This window comes from Sphingopyxis italica, from assembly GCF_011926545.1.
GTDB classification, from domain to species: Bacteria; Pseudomonadota; Alphaproteobacteria; order Sphingomonadales; family Sphingomonadaceae; genus Sphingopyxis; species Sphingopyxis italica.
Map to the genome: position 1 here is coordinate 872,748 of NZ_JAATIT010000001.1, position 17,999 is coordinate 890,746.

A 17,999-nucleotide genomic window follows, 5' to 3' on the forward strand; every position below is an offset into this window, starting at 1 on the left:
TGGAGCGGCGAATGGGATTTGAATTATTCATGTCAGGTCTCCAAAAAAGGGCCCGGCCCGGCATCGCTGCCGGGTCCGAGGTTCGATTGTCAGTGATGGGCGGAAGCCGATTATTCGGCCGCGACAGGCAGTTCGGCGTCGTTCGCGCCGTCCAGTTCGACTGCATCCTCGGCAAGGAAAGGAGGCAATTCTGAGTCGGCGGGATCGCCCTCCGCGTCGCCGAGTTCAGCATCGTCGAGCCCCGGCGTGCGCATCGGCTCAGGAAGCCAGGCCGCATCTTCGAGAAGCCGTTCCGCCTCGCGCGCCATGTCGGCCTTCTTGAGATGATCGATCATCTCGGCAAATTGCGTCCCGCGCGCCTCGGCGACGTCGGCGAGGATCCGCGGTTTCGTCACCGAGCGGAAATAGCCCTCGACCGTCGGCCGCCAGCCCGCTGCAACGAGATCGAGCCCAACCGCCCGCGCCAGCACATCGCTGTGCGCGATCCGGCGCGCCACGCCGTGCGCCGAGATGCGGCCATTGTCGTATTTGGGAACGATCTCGGCCTGGGCATTGACGCAGAGCGAGGTGCAGTGCGCGAGGAGTTTCGCCTGCTCCTCGCCGTCGAGGGTCAGCAGAAAGTCCCAAAGCTCCTTGTCGTCCTGCGGGAGCCGCTCTTTCCATGCCGACGCGCGCGCGTCGATCGCCTGCGCCGGCGCGCAATCGCGCAGGTTCGTCGGCGCGTTGCTGAAATAGACGCGGTTCGCCGCGATCTCGACGCAACTTTCGCGGGTAGCGGAATAGAAACAGCCGAGAACAAGGGCATGGAGCACCGCAGCGAAGGCAATGGCCGGATCCTGGGCAAAGGCGTCCTGGAGCGCGAGCGTGCGCCATGCGGTGAGATCCGACACGAGGCGATCGGGAAGCGGACGCAGCGCATCGGATTCGTCTTCGCCATCGCTGCCCACAGGCGGTATGACGTGATCGCCATCCCCGCCGCCACGCAGGCCGGACCCTTCGCCCCCTGCTTCCGTTTCCGGATCAGCCTCGCCATCGGCCAGTTCCCGCTCCGGCTCGTCCTCAGCCCGCACGAACCCGCGCTCGTTCCGCACCGATCCGTCGCGGTCGATCGAGACGAAGGCGCCAGCGCGTCCCATCTCGGCGGGATCGAAGACGAGCGGGCGGTCGACGAGCGCGCCGAGTTCGGCGTCGATGGCATCGATCCGCGCATGCACTTCGGCGGGCACGTCCGGCACCTCGGACCATTGCTCGCAAAGCGCCTCGCTTTCAGCCTCGAGTGCGGCGACGCGGGCCTGTTCATCGTCGGTCATCGGGACCTCCGTGCGGTCGATCGCGCGCAGGTCGCGCGTCGCGTCCCACGGCAGGTCGATCGAGGTGGTCACCCATTTCCAGCCCTCGGCGAGAATGCGCTCGCCTTCAGCTTTCAATCTTTCGTCGACCAGCCGGTCGAGCAGCGCCGGGTCGGTGAGCCAGCCGCCTCCGTCGGCCTCAAACAAGTCGCGCACCACGCCGCCGCCTGCCGTGACATAGGTATCGACGCCGACGAACGCTGCGCGCTTGTCGGTGACCCTTACGCTGTCCTCGGTGAGTTTCTGGCGGATGAAGCCGGGGCTCTTGTTGAAACTGTGATCGAGCTGCGCCCAGAGCTCCTCCTGGCGCTGATGATCGTCGGCGACGGTGAAGGCCATCAACTGGTCGAGCGTCATCCCGTCGTCGGCATAGATGTCGTGGAGCTTCGGTGACACCGCGGCGAGCTTCAGCCGCTGGCGCACGACCGCGGGGGTGGTGAAATGATGCGCCGCGATCGCCTCGACATCGTCGCCCTTGTCGACCATCGCCTGCATCGCGCGAAACTGGTCGAGCGGATGGAGGCTCTCGCGCATGGCATTTTCGGCGAAACTGTCGTCCTCGGCGAGAATATCGCTGTCCGCCGCGCGCACGACGCAGGGGATTGGCGCATCATTCGCGAGACGCTTCCGCTTCACCAGCAGTTCGAGCGCGCGATAGCGCCGCCCCCCGGCCGGTATTTCATAGCGGCCCGTCTCCTTTCCCGAGGCGTCGCGTTCGGGCCGGACGTTGAGGCTCTGGAGCAGGGTTCGCCGGTCGATATCGTCGGCGAGCGCCTCGACCGACACGCCGGCTTTCACCCGCCGGACATTGGACTGGGAGAGAAACAGCCGGTCGAACGGGATGTCGCGCGACGGGCTGAGGATGAGTTTCGGGGCCTGTCTGGCCATGGGCTTTCTCCATGACGGGCCGCCGCGAGACACTCTCCCGGCTCCTGGACCCGTCACGAAGGCGCCAGCCCCCCTCTTCCTCCCGGGGGCCGCGCGTGGCGGTCCCGGCAGGCGGCCAGGCGCGTCAGCCGCGCCCCGAAAGTCGTTCGACCGCGCGCCGGAGCCTTTGCTCCCCCAACACGATCGACCCCGCTCGCCGCGCCGCTTCGGCATAAGCCGATAGCGGGTGGCTTGCCGTGAAGTGGAGGTCGCGTTCGATCGTGAGGCCGAACGGAAGGCGGACGGACTCGAGTTCGGACAGCGCGAAGCTGCCGAGTTCGGGGCAGCCGAAGCCGAGATCGGCGAGGCCGAAGAAAATACCGTCCGCATCGATCTCGGTCGCGAGCCAGGTCGCCGCGCCGACGGGGCTGAACAGGCGGACGACCGGTTTGGGGTCCGGCTCGCGTTCGCCGCGCGAAAGCGTGTCGATCCGGGTGGCCAGATTGGCGCGAAGCTGCGCCTCGAGCGCGGGGGTCAAGAGTTTCATGGTACTTTCTCCTGGGGCGACCGGCGGCGAGCCTCTCTCGCCGCGCGCGGTCCGCCGCCCAGGGGCGGGCCATCTCTTCCTCGCCGGTTTCTGGCGTTGCCGGTGGCGGCCGCGCGCCCCGGACCGGGCGGCGACGGGCGGCAGCGGCAGCAAGCGCCCGCTGACCACGCAGGCCGCCCGCGCTGTCCCGGTCACCCACTTGCCAAATTGTTCTCTCTATGTTCTCATTAGGGCATGGACAATATCGATACTGCCCGAGTCGCAGAGACCATCCTTTCCGCCCCTGGCTGGGCGCGCGTGGGTATCACCGCGCCGACGAATCACATCCGTGTCGAGGCCGCGTTCGAACTCGCGCGTGCGATCGTCGAGAGCGTGCGGGCCGGCGCGGAGCCCACGAGCCCCGACCGGCTCGGACTTTCCCTGTGACGTGGGCGGATGGACAAAGGACGGACAGCATCGCGCCACGCATGTCTTCGAGGCCGCGGCCTGGTTTCGGGCGATCAAGCCCGTTTGCCGCTGCGGGCATAGCGCGACGTTCAATCCATATGGGATCTGGTGGCGCTTCGAGTGCAGGATGTGGGACGGCAATCTCGTCAAGGCGTGCCAGAAATTCTGGTGCGTCCGCTGCGGCGCGCGGACAGGCAAGCGCGTTCGCCCGGTGCGGATCGAACTTGTCGACCCAGGTCCGGATGACATCGCCCTGCCGATGCCCGAAGAACGCGAATGGAAGCGCGCGCTCAGCCGTTTCCGCGCCTGAGGACTGACCTTATGGATATCGAGACGGACGACGCACTGGTCGGCATCGGCAAGCTCCACCGCGTGATGGTTTGGGACGGCCAGCGCGAACGCGAGAAGGAGATGCTGTGGGGCCTGCCCTCGCGCGATGCCGATATATTCCAGATCCCGCTCCTGAAGTCCGAGACCGCGATTATCGATCGGCCCTGTCTGTTGCTCGCCAATGAGTTCGGCCTCGTGAAGCGGGGCAAGACAATCTATGCGGCGAGCCTCATCACCAACGAGCCCTTCTTCTGCATCGCGGCGGTCTGGCGTCCGGCGCACCGGCTGTGGCCCGAGAGTTTCGCGGCGCTCACCGTGTCGGCCTATGACGATCTGGCCCCGCACAAGGATCGCCATGTCGGCGTGGTCCGCCCCGAAGACTGGTTCGACTGGTTGATGGGAGCGCGGCCGCCGCTGGACATGTTGCGGCCTTTCCCCAAGAATAGCTTCAGCATCATGCCGCCGATCCAGCAGAATTTCGACGAAATGCTCGGCGCGGCCTGACCGAAACCACCCAAGGGGACTCGCCGCCATGTGCAATCTCGTGACCCTCAAGGCTTCGGTTGCCGAAGTGGCATCGGCGTTCGGCGCGCGGCGCCCGCTCACCAATGCGCAGCCGGGAGAAGTCTATCCGGGCGGGCAAGGTTTCGTGGTGCGCGATGATGCGGGAACGCGCGCCCTCCAGTCGATGACCTGGGGCTTCCCGGTGCGGCTCAAGCATATGAAACCGACGAGCAAGCCCAAGCCCGTCAACAATGCCCGCGACGACAAGCTGATGACCTTCTGGCGAACATGGTTTACCAATCCCGCCCAGCGCTGTCTGATCCCGATCACGGCCTTCGCCGAGGCCGAAGGCGAGAAAGGCAAGATGACGCGAACCTGGCTCAGTGTGACCGACCAGCCGCTCGCCGCCTGTGCCGGCCTCTGGCGTCCGACCGACGAGTGGGGCGATTGCTATACAATGGTGATGGTCGACGCGACCGAGGAGCTGTTCGACATTCACGACCGGATGCCGGTCATTCTTCAAGCCGCAGATCATGACGCCTGGCTGCAGGCATCGGCTGAGGAGGCAATGAAGCTCGTTACCCAATATCCGGCAAGCCGGCTGGAGGTCGAGCGGACCGACGTCCCGTGGTTCAGCCGCAAGCCCCAGAGCGCGGATACCCCCACCCTCCTTTGAGAATCTGGATAGCAGGGCGATGCTTCACCCGCCGAACAGCGATCGGATCGCACTGACGAGTCCGGCAATAAAGGAGCCGCCGACGAGAACGGCGGCGAACCAGAATTCGATCGCCAGCGCGCGCGATTTCCATTTCGGTTCCTGATCCATCTGACAGGCATGCCATGACCGGTGAATGTAGGAAATAGTGGAATCCGGCCCATGTCCGAAGACCATAATCATTGCATGACATGTGACAAAACCTATGATACATCGCGTTCTAGTTAGAGGTTTTGTCACATGCACGCATCGATAACACAAGGCGAGACGCTTCGAGCGCTCTTTGGCGCGCATCCGATCCTGCGCGCTCGCGAGCTACGCGCCGCAGGCGTGGCACCCGAAACCATCGCCCGCGCGGTCGAGAGTGGCGACATCGACCGTATCGCGCGCGGACTCTACCAGCTCCACGACGCGCCGCTCGACACCGACCAAGGCCTCGCCGAAATTGCCAAGCGCATCCCGAACGGGGTGATCGCCATGGTATCGGCGCTCGCTTTCCACGGGCTCACCGACCAGATGCCGCGGCGGGTCTGGGTGGCAATCGGACCCAGCGACTGGGCACCGGCCATTGACTATCCACCCGTCCGGATCGTCCGCCTCGCCGACAAATATCGACGCCAGGGGATCGCGCATCACAAGGTCGCCGGGGTCGATGTTCCCATCTATTCGGTTCCCAAAACGCTGGCCGACCTGTTCCGTAATCCGCGCCTCGTCGATCGCTCGGTTGCGGTCGAGGGCCTGCGCGCAGCGCTCGATCAGCGCAAGACGAGTCCCGGTGAAATCGCCGAGGCCGCGGCAGCGGGCGGGGTCTGGAAGCGGATGCAGCCCTATCTCGAGGCGCTCAGCTTCAATGGCTAAGGCACCCGTCAATCTGGCAGCCTCGGTCAAGGACCGGCTGCTCCAACTGGCGCGCAAGGAGCGCCAGCCCTTCGATGTTCTGCTCGTTCGCTTCGCGCTCGAGCGCCTGCTTTACCGACTGTCGCTCTCGCCGCTGCGGGACCAGTTCATTCTCAAAGGCGGTCTTCTCGTCACGCTCTGGCTCGAAGACGATAATCGGGTCACCCGCGACGCCGACTTTCTCGCCTTCGGCGACGCAAGCGCTGCACGGCTGATAGCGGATTTCGGCGCGATCTTGAAAATCGAGGCAGCTGACGGGCTGACTTTCGATATCGACGCACTCACCGCGCGGCCGATCCGCGAGGGAGACGAATATGGCGGCATGCGGCTAACAACGACCGCCTTTCTTGAGCGAACGCGTATCCCCATCACGATCGACCTCGGCTTCGGCGACGCGCTTTCGGAACCGGCGGCGCCGACTTCCTTCCCGACGCTGCTGGACTTTCCCGATCCGGAGATCCGCACCTATTCGCCGACGAGCGTCATCGCAGAGAAATTCCAGGCCATGGTTGCGCTCGGGATCGCCAATGGCCGCATGAAAGATTTCTACGACCTCTGGGCGATTCCGCAGGCCTGCGACATCAATGCTCAAGCGCTCGACGCAGCACTTGCGGCAACATTCGATCGGCGCGCCACGCCGATCCCGGCTGGCCGTCCTCCAGGGCTCTCCGCTGCCATGTTCGAAGACGGCGACAAGCGGCGGCAGTGGGACGCCTATGCCGCGAGCCTTGAACTCGAAGGCGTGACATTCGCCGCCGTGATCGACGCGGTCTGGGGTCTTGTCGCGCCGAGCTGCGAACGACTGCTTGCCCATCACGTGTCGATCGCCACCTCGCCTCCCGATGCCGCCGGTGCGTGACGCAGAGTTCGCCGCGGTCGGCGTACGAAGGCATTAGGTGTCAATCTGGGCCCGATTGGTGCCCCAAGCCGCTTTATCAGGTGATTTCCTGTCGTTACACCAAAGAGGCGATCAGCATTGCGTAAAGAGGCTGAGGTATGACCTGCCCGCCGCAGTGCGAGGACCATCGCGCAGCTTGTCCAACTTCGTCGTCTTCCGGAGAGGAAACGGGAGCGACGAACCATGGAGCGGATCGCAGGCGGACGGGTCGGGAACGTGCCGGCGGCCGATGAATCGACGTGAAGCATTTTAATCTGACGGAGGAACTCGCACACGACATATCAGGCGCCGACAAGGAGGAGCAGCTCTTTGCCGCCCTGTCGAACGCCGCCGACCGCATGGGATTTGATCTTTTCGCGCTTGCCTTCGATCGCCGCGGCGGCGGCGGCGAGGGTGCATCGATGCTCGTGCATAATTATCCCGACGCGTGGGCGAATGTCTATGTCGGCTTCGATCTCAGCGGCACCGACCCGATCCGGCGCGCCGGCGAAAAATCCATGACGGGCTTTCAATGGCGCAATGTCGATCACTACATCCCGCTTTCCCGCGGCGACCGGCAGTTGCTGAAGGTCGCGCGCGACAGCGGTATCGGCGACGGCTTCACGGTGCCGCGACACTTGCCCGGCGAAGCGACCGGAAGCTGCTCCTTTGCCGTCGCTCCCAATGGCAGGATCCCGCTCGAGATGCTCCACGCCGCCGAGATCGTCGGCGCCGTTGCGCTCGCCGCGGCGCGGCAACTCATCGGGACAGGCTCCTATATCCGGCGGGCGGCGCTGACCGAGCGGCAGCGCGAATGCGTGCTCTGGTCGGCGCGCGGCAAGACCGCCGGCGAGACCGCCGGCATCCTCGGCATCAGCGAAGAGACCGTGGTCCGTCATCTCAAGATCGCGCGCGAGCGCTATTCGGTGCCGTGCCGGCAAATGCTGATCCTCTGCGCCCTGTTCGACGGCGTCATCGGCTTTTCGGATGTCTATGACTGGTGGCGCCCGCTCTGACGCTCGCACATAAATCGTCCCGGGATTGCCCATTTCTGGGCATAGCGGCGCGGTGGGAATGATGGTCTGATCCTGGCACCGACAAGCCAAGGAACCATCATGATCACTCAATCCACGCGGGCGCATGACGCGCCCGGGAATGCGGCGCTTCGCGCCATGTTCGCCGCCCGCAAGCAGGTCTTCATCGACAAGCAGCAATGGGATTTGCCCGCCCTCGATGGCCGCTTCGAGCTCGACCAATTCGACACCCCGGACGCGCGGTACCTGATCCTGCTCGATCCCGATGATCTGCGCCACCGGGCGTCGGCGCGGCTGCTGCCAACCACGGCGCCGCACCTGCTCGGCGACATCTATTCGCATCTTTGCGCCGACGGGGCGCCGTCCGGGGAAGGCGTGTGGGAGATCAGCCGCTTCTGCCTCGACCCCGCACAAACGCCCACCGAGCGCCGCGACGCGCGCAACCAGTTGGTCACCGCGCTCGCGGATTATGCTCTCCACCACGGCATCGGCGAATATGTCGGTGTCGCAGAAGCCGGTTGGTATCACACGATCAGCAAATTCGGCTGGACATGCCGCACGCTGGGTCCCGTTCACAGGGGTGGCGCGTGCAGGATACTCGCCCTCAGCATAGCGATCGACGCGGACACACTTCCCGGCCTGCAGCGCACCGGCACCTACGCGCCGCTTGTCCTCAAATTCGAAGAAGGCGGGGAGCCGGGGCGATGAAAAGGGATCTGACCGAAGCCGATCTTCCTGGCCTGCTCGTCGATGAGCTGCGCCGCAAAGGCTATTGCATCATGCGCAACGAGGCGGTCGCGCGCGTCCATGCCCTCGCCAGGGATCTCGATCCGATCTTTGCCGCGACGCCTTTTTGCGAGGGCAATTTCTACGGCCGCCGCACGAAACGGTTCGGAAGCCTGCTCAAAAGATCGCCGCATATGGCCGATCTGGTGCTCAACCCGATCATCCTTTCCGCCGTCGAGACGATTCTCGGGACCGGTTGCGACCGGATCCAGCTGAATCTCACGCAGGCGATCGAAATCCATTCCGGCGAGGTGCGACAGTTCCCGCACCGCGACCAGAATATGTGGCGCGGCGCGGACGGCACCCAGGAGTATCTGGTCAACGTCCTCTGGCCGTTGACACCATTCACAAAAGAGAATGGCGCGACGCGGATCTTTCCGAAGAGCCACGGCGCGAAAGGCATGGCGAAAACTGATCTTGGCACGCCCATTTTCGCCGAAGGCAAGCCGGGAGCAGCGATATGCTTTCTGGGATCGACCGCGCACGGGGCGGGCTCGAACCTCAGCCAAGAGGTCCGGCGCGGCGTGCTCGTCAGCTACAGCCTCGGCTGGCTGAAGCCCTATGAGAATTTGTGGCTCGCCTATCCGCCCGAGGTCGCCCGGACGTTTCCTCCCGAACTGGCCGCGCTCGCCGGCTATGCGCAGCACCGCCCGAATCTCGGCAATTACGAAGGGCAATGCCCATCGATCCTGCTGCAAGACGAACGGCCGGCGCATATCGGCGCGATCGACGCGCTCCGTACCGACCAGGCCGACGCCGTGTCCGAATTCGCTGCTGCGGAAAGGAACGAAAAATGAGCCCGGCACACGTGTTCGAGCCGACCTATGAGGCGATCAAGCGTCAGCTGATGAGCGGAGAATGGGCTAGCGGCACCCGGATCGAAGCGGCCCGTCTCGCCGAAGATCTCGGGGTCAGCGTTACCCCGGTTCGCGACAGTCTCTACCGGCTCAATGGCGAGCGGATGGTCGATTTCGCACCGGGCGAGGGCTTTCACGTTCATCGGCTGACCGAAACCGAGTTTCGCGACCTGCTCGAGTTGCACCTGATCTTGCTGCTCGCGGCGCTTGCGACGGCGCCAAAAGGCTCGGCAACTTCGGTCCCCGCTGACCAGCCCTATCCCGACCGCATCGCGGACCTGTTCCTGGCGATCGCGGAGCGCTCGGCGAACAGCGAGATCGTCGCGAGCATCGCAGCGATCGGCGACAGGCTTCAGCTATCGCGTCATTTCGACGCGATGATCCTTGCCGACATCGACGCAGAGTATAACGCGATCGCGATCGCCTTCGCCGATGCAGAGCCGCAAGCGCAGGTTCGCAATCTCCTGCTCGGTTATCACGAGCGGCGCGCGCGTGAAGCGGCCAGCTACGCCCGAACGCTCGCCGGCCATCCGGGTCGACAGCCATGATCGCTGGCCGAAATGGGAGTGACGTTTTGCTTGTCAGCGCCGCCTACAATTGACATGATTCGACGGCGCAGGAGCATCGCTGGCAGTTCCTGCGCGGAATATTTCGCCAGGCATCATATGCGCCAGTCCCTGACCGGACCGGCGGCCCAACCGGTCCATGGTTCGCGCGAGCGACCAAACGGCGGCACTGCACTGGAAGACGGGTCTCTGGCGAATGCCGGCTGGTCCCGTTCGTGCCTCCGGGATTTTCTGTCGTGTCTTCCTGTACCTGCGGCGACCGTGCGCCGCCGCGTCACCCCTTTTCGGTGTCCTCGGCCTGCCATGCCCATCCGGCCGATCGTCCCCCTTCGGCCGATGAGCGTCCAGAAGCCGGGCACGATCTGGACGCGATATATCGGACCCATCGCATATCGCTCTTCCATTTCCTTCGCCGCAAAGCAGGAGCCGAGGAAGCACCGGACCTAGTGCAGGAAGTGTTTGCTCGCGCCGCGGGGAGCGCACAGCGCCACCAGCTCATCAATCCGGGCGGGTTTCTTCGCCGCATCGCCCAAAATCTCCTTATCGATCGCGCGCGGCGCCAGAAGTCCGCGCGGGCGATCTTCTTTCCGCTTCGCGAGGAGCGCGACGGCGCGACGCCTGCGGCGCAGGAGTGGAACCTCGAAGCCGCGGACCTGCTGCGATTGTATGAAACGGCGGTTGACGCCATGCCGCCAAAAACGCGCCGCGTTTTCCTGATGCACCGGGTGGACGAACTCAGTTATCGCGAGATACACGAACTGCTGGGCATCAGCATCGCAACGGTGGAATATCATATGATGAAAGCGCTCGGTCAGATTTCAAAGTTGGTGGACGGCGGCCGATGACGAGCACAAGCGGCGGCAACTATCCCGTCGATGAGGTCGCGCAGGCGTGGCTGATCAAGATGCGCGGCGAGGACGCCGGCGCGCTGCGCGGAGAGTTTGAAGCGTGGCTCCTCGCATCGGCCGATCATGGCGAAGCCTACCGCCGCGCCGAACGCCGCATGGCGGCCATGGCGGTTCTCAAGACCTCGCAGCGCCACGGAACAAGCCATGCCGAAGCGCGGCGGGGCCGGGTTCGCGGCTGGCTGCCATGGGGCGCCGCCGCGACCGCAATCGCGCTGCTGATTGTAGCATTCGGGGCTGGAGGCGCCTCCCTTCCCGGCCAGCCCGGCAGTGCGTCCACCGCGCGCGCCGCCGAACCCCTGATTACGCAGCGCGGCGAGATCCGCACGTTCCGGCTTGCCGACGGCTCGCGCGCGACGCTTGATACCGACAGCCGGCTGGACGTCGCGTTCGGAGACGGCGACCGCAGCGTCCGCTTGGTAAAGGGCAGGGTCCGTCTTTCCATCGCCAAGCAAGCTAAACCGCTCCATATCGACGCCGGGACAGGCGCAGCAATCGCGAACGATGCCGAGATCGACCTTAGCCTCGACGAGGCCGGAACGGTCAGTGCGGCCCTCCGGCGCGGCGAGGCCGGCCTGCGCGCAGACGCCAAAACCGGTCCTGCGACCGCGTTGTCACAGGGAAAGACGCTGACCTATCGGCGTGATGGCAAGTTGCAGTTCGGTATGGCCCAAGCGTCTGACATTCCCGCAAACTGGCCCGAAGGCTGGGCCGAATATCGTTCGATAAGGCTCGACCGACTGGTTGCGGAGGCCAATCGCTATGCCGTCATCCCGATCGTGATCGACGATGCGGCGAGCGCCGCGCTTGAGGTTTCCGGCCGCTTCCATCTTAGCGAGACCGATGCTTTCGCTGAACGGATCGCAACCCTGTTCGGTCTCAGGGTCGAACGCACGGCGAGAGCCATCCATCTTCGCCGCCGATAATTTTTTCACCCAAGACTAAGGGGCTCCCCTTCGCCCCGTCAACGCACCCCCACTGGCCGCCTGCCTGAAGCACGGCCGAGGAAATGGGGGAGTGATAATGTTGAAGAAGTCCCGTTCGCTGGTCGCGCTGCTGGTCGGCAGTGCCACCTGTTTTTCACCTACGGTTGCGCTGGCCATGCAGCAACAGCGCCAGCCCTACGATATGCCCGCGCAGGATCTCGACGACGCGCTGCGCAGCGCTGCCACGATTGCCGACATCGAGCTCTACGCATCGTCGCGCGATCTTGATGGAAAGACTGCGCCGCCGTTGAAAGGCGAGCTGACGAGCCGCGAAGCAATCGAGGCGCTCCTCAAAGGTAGCGGGCTCACCGCAAGGTTCGAGGTCGGCTCGGTGGTCATTTCCAGACTCGCCTCCGCCGAAAATGCCGCCGCGACCGAGGCCGAGCCGATTGTCGTGACGGGGTCACGGATCACGGGCGCGCCCACGGCAACCCCTGTGATCCGGGTGACCTCGGAAGACATCCGCAACTCCGGCCATGCCGATCTTGGCGAGGTGGCGCGCAGCTTGCCGCAGAATTTCGGCGGCGGCCAGAATCCCGGGATCGGAAATTCGCAAGGCGCCGCGAATGAAAACGTGAACGCCAATGGCGCATCGACTTTCAACCTGCGCGGTATCGGTCCCAATGCGACACTGACGCTGATCAACGGCAATCGCTTTGCCTACAGCAGCGTCAATTCGGTGATCGACGTCAGCGCCATTCCCATCGCGGCGGTCGACCGCGTTGAGGTCGTGGCCGATGGGGCATCGGCCATCTACGGCGCCGACGCGGTCGCCGGGGTCGTCAATATTCTTCTCAAGCGCGACTATAAGGGCGTATCGACCAGCGCCCGGCTCGGCCTTTCGACCGACGGCGGCAATTTCCAGCACCAATATAATCTTCTCGGCGGATCGCGCTGGTCGGACGGCGGCATCATCGCGGCCTATGATTATTCGCACGGTACCGCGATCCGGGCGAAAGATCGCAGCTATGCCTTCGCCAACAACCCCGATTCGACGCTCTTCCCTGCCCTTCGCCGACACGCGGTTCTGCTGAGCGGTCACCAGTCGCTTGGCGGCGGCGTCACCCTGGCTGCCGATCTTATTTACAAGCGCGGAAGGATGGAGTCGGCGACCGGTTTCACGGTCGCTCAGCCGCTCCGAAACTCAGGGCTTGAGGCGCGCACCAAGTTCGAAACATTTGGCGTCGCACCGACGCTGTCGGCCGCACTGTCGGCCAATTGGAAGCTGAAAGCGGGCGCGTTTTTCGGCACCGACACGACCGATGGCATCAGCCAGAACTTCAGCGGCGGCGCGCCGAGCACTGCCACCGCGCGGCACTTCTTCAACCGGAATATCGCGGTGGAGGCGGGACTGGAGGGGTCGCTGTTCGAGCTCCCCGCGGGCCCCGCGCGACTGGCCTTTGGCGGCGGCTATCGCACCAACCGTTTCAAATCCGAAATCGGAACCCGCAGCTTTTCACGCTCGCGCCGCAATCATTTCGCCTATGGCGAGCTTTTACTGCCGATCGCGGACCCCGATCAGGATCTGGCCTTTGCGCACCGCGCTTCGCTGACCGGGGCGCTGCGCTATGAGGATTATTCGGACTCCGGCGACATCGTCACCCCGAAGCTGAGCTTCGTCTATGATCCGGTCGAGCAGGTCCGGCTGGGGGTGTCATGGGGCAAATCCTTCAAACTTCCGACGCTCTATCAACAATATTCCGGCTATGTTGCGCTGCTCGTGCCGGTCGGCGGCTTCGGCCAGGGATTTCCCGCTGGTTCGACCGTCGCTTATGCTCTCGGGCCGAACGACCAGCTCGAGCCTGAACGCTCCGAAAACTGGACCTTCAGCGCGACCGTGAAACCGCTCCATGGTCTTGAGGTTTCGGCAAGCTATTTTCGGATCGACTATAAGGATCGCGTTGCGCCGCCGCTCGCCTCGGGCGCCGGGGTTCTGAACAATCCGATCTTTGCTGATCTCGTTACCTTAAATCCTGCGCCGGCCCTGCTCGACACCATCTTCGCCGGTGCCGATGGCGGGCTCCAGAACATTACGGGGTCTCCCTACGACCCGGCGCGCGTCGTCGCCTTCCTCGATGCTCGCGACCGCAATATCGCGCGGCAGAAATATCGCGGCGTCGACATCGCGGTACGATATGATGCCCAGCTTGGCAGCGACCGGCAGCTGAGCCTGAACGCCGGAGCCACCTGGCTCGACAGCAGTCAGCAATTGCTTCCCGGCCTGCCGGTGACCGACCTCGCGGGAACAATCTTCCGCCCGCCGCATTTTCGGGCGCGCGGCGGGCTCACGCTGAGCGACAAGGCCTTCTCGCTCGCGGCCTTTCTCAATCACAGCGCGAGCGTCACGGACAATCGTCGTCCGGCAGCCATCAAACTTAGCGGATCGACAACGCTTGACCTGACCGGCCGATTGCGGCTCGGCGCAGGCACGGAAGTTGCGCTGAGCGCACAGAATGTCTTCAACAGCAAGCCGGAGCCGATCTTCACCACCTCGCCTTTCGATGCTCCGTTTGACACGACGAACGGGTCAGCAATTGGCCGCTTCCTGAGCGTCACGGTTCGGCATGACTGGTAGCATCCGCCTATGGCCGCTTCTTCTGTTGGTCGGTCTCGCTAACAGCGGGACGGCCGTCGCGGAGGAAGGTCGGCGCTGGACGCTCGAAGATGTGGTGACCGTCCCGGCGGAGTTCGAATTGAGCTTGGCGAGCGACGGCAAGTCGCTCGCCTATCTCGAACGGCGAGCGGATCTCCAAAAGAATGAGACCGTCTCAATTCTTCATCTGTTTGACCTGCGCTCGCGCGCCTCGCGCGAGATTCTGCGCGCGGCGAGCGCAGAGCAGCTCCGACCGTTGCCGAACGGCACGGGCTGGAGCCTACTGCTAGATCGGGGCGACGAGCTTCAGCTCTATGCGCTCGACGCCGAAGGGACGATCAAACCGCTGCTGGTGCGCGATGCGAAGGTTACCGTCGGCCAGACCGAAGGCGCGCTGTTCGCCGTGCGAAGCGGTGCGCCGCGCCGGATCGGGATTTTATATCACGACTGGTCTCCCGACGGACAATGGCTTTGGTACGCCACGCTAAAGCCAAGTTCGGAACCGGCCAATGTTGCCATCGACGACGCGGTGGTTAGCCAGCGCAATCGGCGTCGCGCGCCGGTCCGGGCGATCGTAGAACTGCGCATACGGTCGGCGACGGGCGAAGACTGGCTGGTCGCATCGCGGCCATCGGGCGACCGGCTTGCTTTCTATTATGGCGGCCATGTCGAATGGACCGACGAAGGGCCGCGCTACCAGTTAGAGCAATCCGATGCGGAGCGGGCCGACGGCATCGGGACCTTTTCCTGGAGCTTTGTCACCAACGCCAGCCGGCCCATTCAGGAAAGTTCGGGTTTTCCGGCGATCGGTCTGGTGCGCGGCCCGAATGGCGGAACTCTTGCAAGCGAGGGTTTCGGCAGGACGCTTGCCCTCACGGAGACGCACACCGATGGCCGAAAAACTCACTATGGTCGCCAGCCCTATTACATCGGCGACCCGCGTTCGGCAGGAAATTGGCTCTCGGGGGATGGGCTAAGCGCGCTGCTGGGGGTGCGAACGACCTCGCATCCACGGTACGGGTTGGTTTTGCTTACCGGTCGGCACGCAACGTCGCTGATCCGCCCCGGCAGCTTGACGGCCTGCGACTTTCGCGAGGATCTCGCGTGGGGCATTTGCGTCGAGGAAGGGCTGAACCAGGCGCCACGGTTCGTCCGTGTCGAACCGAAAGACGGGCGCGTGCAGGCCATCGCTCCGCTCTCCGCTGCTCATGATTCGATCGCACCGTTGCGCGTCACGCCGCATCAATGGACAAACCGGCTCGGCTACCGATCGACCGGATTCATCGTCTGGCCTCGCAATTACCAGACAAGCAGTCGCTACCCGGCGATCATCATCACTCATGGCAGCGATGCGGACGAGCGCTTCGCGAACGTCGATCTGCAATGGAACTACCCCGCTCAGCTGTTCGCCGAGCGCGGATATGTCGTCATTCTCATGAACGACCCCTCGGCTCGGCAGCAGGCTGAGCTTTGGCACGCCTATATGATATGGTCGGGCGGCCCAGGCACACTCGGTCCCGAAAAGCTGCGCGAGCTGATCTGGATCAACGGCGTCTATAGTTTTGAAGACGCGATCGCCGAGTTGGCAAGCGAAGGCATTGTCGATCCCGACCGCATTGGCATTGCCGGGTACAGTCGGGGATCGCAGATGGTGAATGTCGCGATGACCCAATCGGAGATGTTTCGCGCTGCTTCCAGCGGGGACGGGAATTATCTTGAACCCGCATCCTATTCAGATCCGAAAGACGGGTATCACGCCGTCTTCGGCGGCCCACCTTCAGGTCGTTACCTCGACGCCTATCGCCAGCTGTCGCCCTCGCTCCGTGCCGATAGGGCGTGTGCTCCGGTCCTTCAGCAAATGGCTTCTCCCTTTGCGGGAGCGATCGATTTCTACGCCGCGCTGCGCGAAGCAAAGGTTCCTGCGCAGATCAGTCTCTATCCTGGCGAGACCACCGCCACCGATGAGACCCATCTGTTTCACATCCCCTCCAATCGGCTGCGCGCGATGCAAGAGAATCTGGCGTGGTTCGACTTCTGGCTTCGCGATCGGCGCGACCGGGATCTGGATGACAGAGGCGCATTCGACCGCTGGGCGAAAATGGCGGCGCAATGGAAAACAAGGTGTGTGCAGACGCGAGGCGCCGAGCGGCGATAGCCTTATGACGCGCGAACATCCGTCCACCAACGAACCCAGCTTTCCGCCGCGCAAAGTGCGAGGATGCGCTGCGCCTTTTCGAAGCCCGCCACCGTCGGCTGCGAGGCTCCTTCCAAGGTCCTGAGGTCGAGCAGACCGGCCCGCGCCAGCAGGCCAGTGCGCAGCAGGTCGCCGGCATGTTCCGCGTTCGCCTGGAATATGCGCTGCATGAAGCCGCCCGGCCCGCCCTTGGACGTGCGGCGCAATAATTGCACAGGGACGATGGATTTGAATGCCGCCCGAGCGACGGCGCGATCCCTGCCGCCCTCGATCCACTGCCATGTCGGGATTGACAGGCATGTTTCGACGATTGGTTGCGACAGGAGCGGCGCGACATGCTGCGGATGGGAGCGGCGGGGATACAGCTCGATGCTGCGATGCGCGCGCGCCAGCAGCCTGACATGCGCCGCCTTGCCGGGCGGCGTGCCTTCGGGCGCTTCCATCCATGGATGGGGCGGCCTCGGCACATCCAGCTCGGCGATCGCGGCGGAAGAAAGCCCGGAAGTGTCGCGATGAAGTTTTACGGGCCGGCTGCAGTCACGATAGCGATCCCAGGCGTGCCGCAAGATGGTCGCACCGCTGGCTCCCGTCAGATCGCTCAAATCGCGCAGGGTGTCGAAAAGCCCGTGACGCGGTCCCTGCGCCATGAAACGATCGACGAACGGCGAGGCGCTGCGGATCGCACAGAAGATATTGTCCCCGCCATTGCCCGAGAAGAAGGCATCGATTTGATGCTCGCGGCGGAGCTCTTCATGAGCCGACGCGATTGCCTGCATGTAGAATGGCGCGTGCGGCCAAGGGTGGTGCGGCGCCACGGCGCGATCAATCTCAACCTTGCCGAGGTCATAGTGGGCTTCAAGCAAGGGAACGCCAATCGCCTTGGCGAGAATGGAAGCATAGCGGCGCTCATCGCCAATCGCATCGTCTTCGATCATCGTCAGGCAATGAAGCGCGGCGGCGCGGCGAGATGCGGCGCCGGCGACAATCGAGGAATCGAGGCCGCCAGATACGCCGGTCAATATGGAATCAAAGCAGGACGCCCAGCTTTCGATACAGTCGAGCGCCACGGCGCGAAGCTTACGGGCGGCCACCTCGAACCGCTTGTGGGGGACCTGCGTCCAATCCCACGGTGACCACCAGCTTTCCAGACGACGCGATCCCGAAGTAATGATCAGACATTCCCCTGGAAGCAGTACCTGGACACCTTCGAGGCAGGTTTCTCGGCTAGGCGCGCCTCCATTAGCCAGAAACCGCGCAACTGCCGGATAATCGACGCCGCCACGTCTGCCGAGATCGGCAGCGTCGCTCGACGCTGTGACGCCCGCCCCATCGGCGCGGTAATAGACGGGCAACAACCCGGACGGGTCGCGAAATATCGCGAGACCTCCACCGGGCCGCGCCAAGATGGACACATAGCCGCCCCAATAGTCGGACACGAGCGACCGGCCGCTAGACGCCGCCATTCTGGTTACCGCCGTTTCATGCAGATCCAACACGCGGCGGCTCATTTCGCCTCGCTCGAACAGGTGGCCGATCAGATATCCA

General features: G+C 64.1%; 18 protein-coding genes. 14 read left to right on the forward strand and 4 right to left on the reverse strand.

The features are described from left to right. Window positions 1–110 precede the first annotated feature (110 nt). Window positions 111–2,237 carry a ParB/RepB/Spo0J family partition protein gene (locus GGR90_RS03810; RefSeq protein ID WP_037556203.1) on the reverse strand — a complete coding sequence of 709 codons (2,127 nt, stop codon included), beginning with the start codon at window positions 2,235–2,237 and terminating at the stop codon, window positions 111–113. A gap of 124 nt (window positions 2,238–2,361) precedes the next feature. Next, a complete protein-coding gene (locus GGR90_RS03815; protein WP_037556205.1) occupies window positions 2,362–2,763 on the reverse strand; it encodes a DUF2958 domain-containing protein in 402 nt (133 codons plus the stop codon). A 234-nt stretch (window positions 2,764–2,997) separates the two neighbouring features. On the opposite strand from GGR90_RS03815, the gene GGR90_RS03820 reads away from it, so the two are divergent. The 4 genes from GGR90_RS03820 to GGR90_RS03835 are packed head-to-tail and all read left to right on the forward strand — an operon-like array spanning window position 2,998 to window position 4,720. Then, window positions 2,998–3,189 (forward strand): DUF6771 family protein, encoded by a 192-nt coding sequence (locus tag GGR90_RS03820; protein WP_167919469.1) that lies wholly within the window; start codon window positions 2,998–3,000, stop codon window positions 3,187–3,189. A gap of 1 nt (window position 3,190) precedes the next feature. Beyond that, entirely contained in the window at window positions 3,191–3,520 is a 330-nt protein-coding gene (locus GGR90_RS03825) for a hypothetical protein (RefSeq protein WP_167919471.1), read from the forward strand. 11 nt (window positions 3,521–3,531) lie between these two features. Next, entirely contained in the window at window positions 3,532–4,044 is a 513-nt protein-coding gene (locus GGR90_RS03830; protein ID WP_167919473.1) for an SOS response-associated peptidase family protein, read from the forward strand. 28 nt (window positions 4,045–4,072) lie between these two features. Continuing rightward, a complete protein-coding gene (locus GGR90_RS03835) occupies window positions 4,073–4,720 on the forward strand; it encodes an SOS response-associated peptidase (RefSeq protein WP_167919475.1) in 648 nt (215 codons plus the stop codon). A gap of 24 nt (window positions 4,721–4,744) precedes the next feature. On the opposite strand, the gene GGR90_RS19590 is transcribed toward GGR90_RS03835, so the two are convergent. Beyond that, complete coding sequence (locus GGR90_RS19590; protein WP_280740830.1) at window positions 4,745–4,870, reverse strand: hypothetical protein; 126 nt, start codon at window positions 4,868–4,870, stop codon at window positions 4,745–4,747. Between the two features lie 129 nt (window positions 4,871–4,999). Here GGR90_RS19590 and GGR90_RS03840 point away from each other — a divergent pair, with 129 nt between their 5' ends. The 10 genes from GGR90_RS03840 (at window position 5,000) to GGR90_RS03885 (ending at window position 16,415) form a co-directional block, all read left to right on the forward strand. Further along, a complete protein-coding gene (locus GGR90_RS03840; RefSeq protein WP_167919477.1) occupies window positions 5,000–5,617 on the forward strand; it encodes a type IV toxin-antitoxin system AbiEi family antitoxin domain-containing protein in 618 nt (205 codons plus the stop codon). Further along, entirely contained in the window at window positions 5,535–6,515 is a 981-nt protein-coding gene (locus GGR90_RS03845; RefSeq protein ID WP_209023553.1) for a nucleotidyl transferase AbiEii/AbiGii toxin family protein, read from the forward strand. Before GGR90_RS03840 ends, GGR90_RS03845 begins: the two co-directional genes overlap by 83 nt. A gap of 278 nt (window positions 6,516–6,793) precedes the next feature. Then, window positions 6,794–7,549 carry a LuxR family transcriptional regulator gene (locus GGR90_RS03850; protein WP_342449882.1) on the forward strand — a complete coding sequence of 252 codons (756 nt, stop codon included), beginning with the start codon at window positions 6,794–6,796 and terminating at the stop codon, window positions 7,547–7,549. A gap of 156 nt (window positions 7,550–7,705) precedes the next feature. After that, complete coding sequence (locus GGR90_RS03855; RefSeq protein ID WP_245198383.1) at window positions 7,706–8,275, forward strand: acyl-homoserine-lactone synthase; 570 nt, start codon at window positions 7,706–7,708, stop codon at window positions 8,273–8,275. Further along, window positions 8,272–9,150 (forward strand): phytanoyl-CoA dioxygenase family protein, encoded by an 879-nt coding sequence (locus tag GGR90_RS03860; protein ID WP_167919481.1) that lies wholly within the window; start codon window positions 8,272–8,274, stop codon window positions 9,148–9,150. The genes GGR90_RS03855 and GGR90_RS03860 overlap by 4 nt, the downstream gene beginning before the upstream one ends. Continuing rightward, window positions 9,147–9,758 (forward strand): GntR family transcriptional regulator, encoded by a 612-nt coding sequence (locus GGR90_RS03865; RefSeq protein ID WP_037556223.1) that lies wholly within the window; start codon window positions 9,147–9,149, stop codon window positions 9,756–9,758. Before GGR90_RS03860 ends, GGR90_RS03865 begins: the two co-directional genes overlap by 4 nt. 254 nt (window positions 9,759–10,012) lie before the next feature. Then, window positions 10,013–10,621 carry an RNA polymerase sigma factor gene (locus GGR90_RS03870; protein ID WP_231732680.1) on the forward strand — a complete coding sequence of 203 codons (609 nt, stop codon included), beginning with the start codon at window positions 10,013–10,015 and terminating at the stop codon, window positions 10,619–10,621. Then, window positions 10,618–11,607: a FecR family protein gene (locus GGR90_RS03875; RefSeq protein ID WP_037556225.1), complete on the forward strand. Its 990-nt coding sequence runs from the start codon at window positions 10,618–10,620 to the stop codon at window positions 11,605–11,607. Before GGR90_RS03870 ends, GGR90_RS03875 begins: the two co-directional genes overlap by 4 nt. A gap of 97 nt (window positions 11,608–11,704) precedes the next feature. Then, window positions 11,705–14,242, forward strand: a complete 2,538-nt coding sequence (locus tag GGR90_RS03880) for a TonB-dependent receptor (protein ID WP_052182326.1) — start codon at window positions 11,705–11,707, stop codon at window positions 14,240–14,242. Then, window positions 14,232–16,415, forward strand: coding sequence for a prolyl oligopeptidase family serine peptidase (locus GGR90_RS03885; RefSeq protein ID WP_052182327.1), 2,184 nt, complete (start codon window positions 14,232–14,234; stop codon window positions 16,413–16,415). Before GGR90_RS03880 ends, GGR90_RS03885 begins: the two co-directional genes overlap by 11 nt. A gap of 2 nt (window positions 16,416–16,417) precedes the next feature. On the opposite strand, the gene GGR90_RS03890 is transcribed toward GGR90_RS03885, so the two are convergent. Then, the gene (locus tag GGR90_RS03890; protein ID WP_167919483.1) at window positions 16,418–17,962 is read right to left on the reverse strand and encodes an asparagine synthase-related protein; all 1,545 of its coding nucleotides are present in this window, start codon (window positions 17,960–17,962) and stop codon (window positions 16,418–16,420) included. Between the last annotated feature and the right edge of the window lie 37 nt (window positions 17,963–17,999).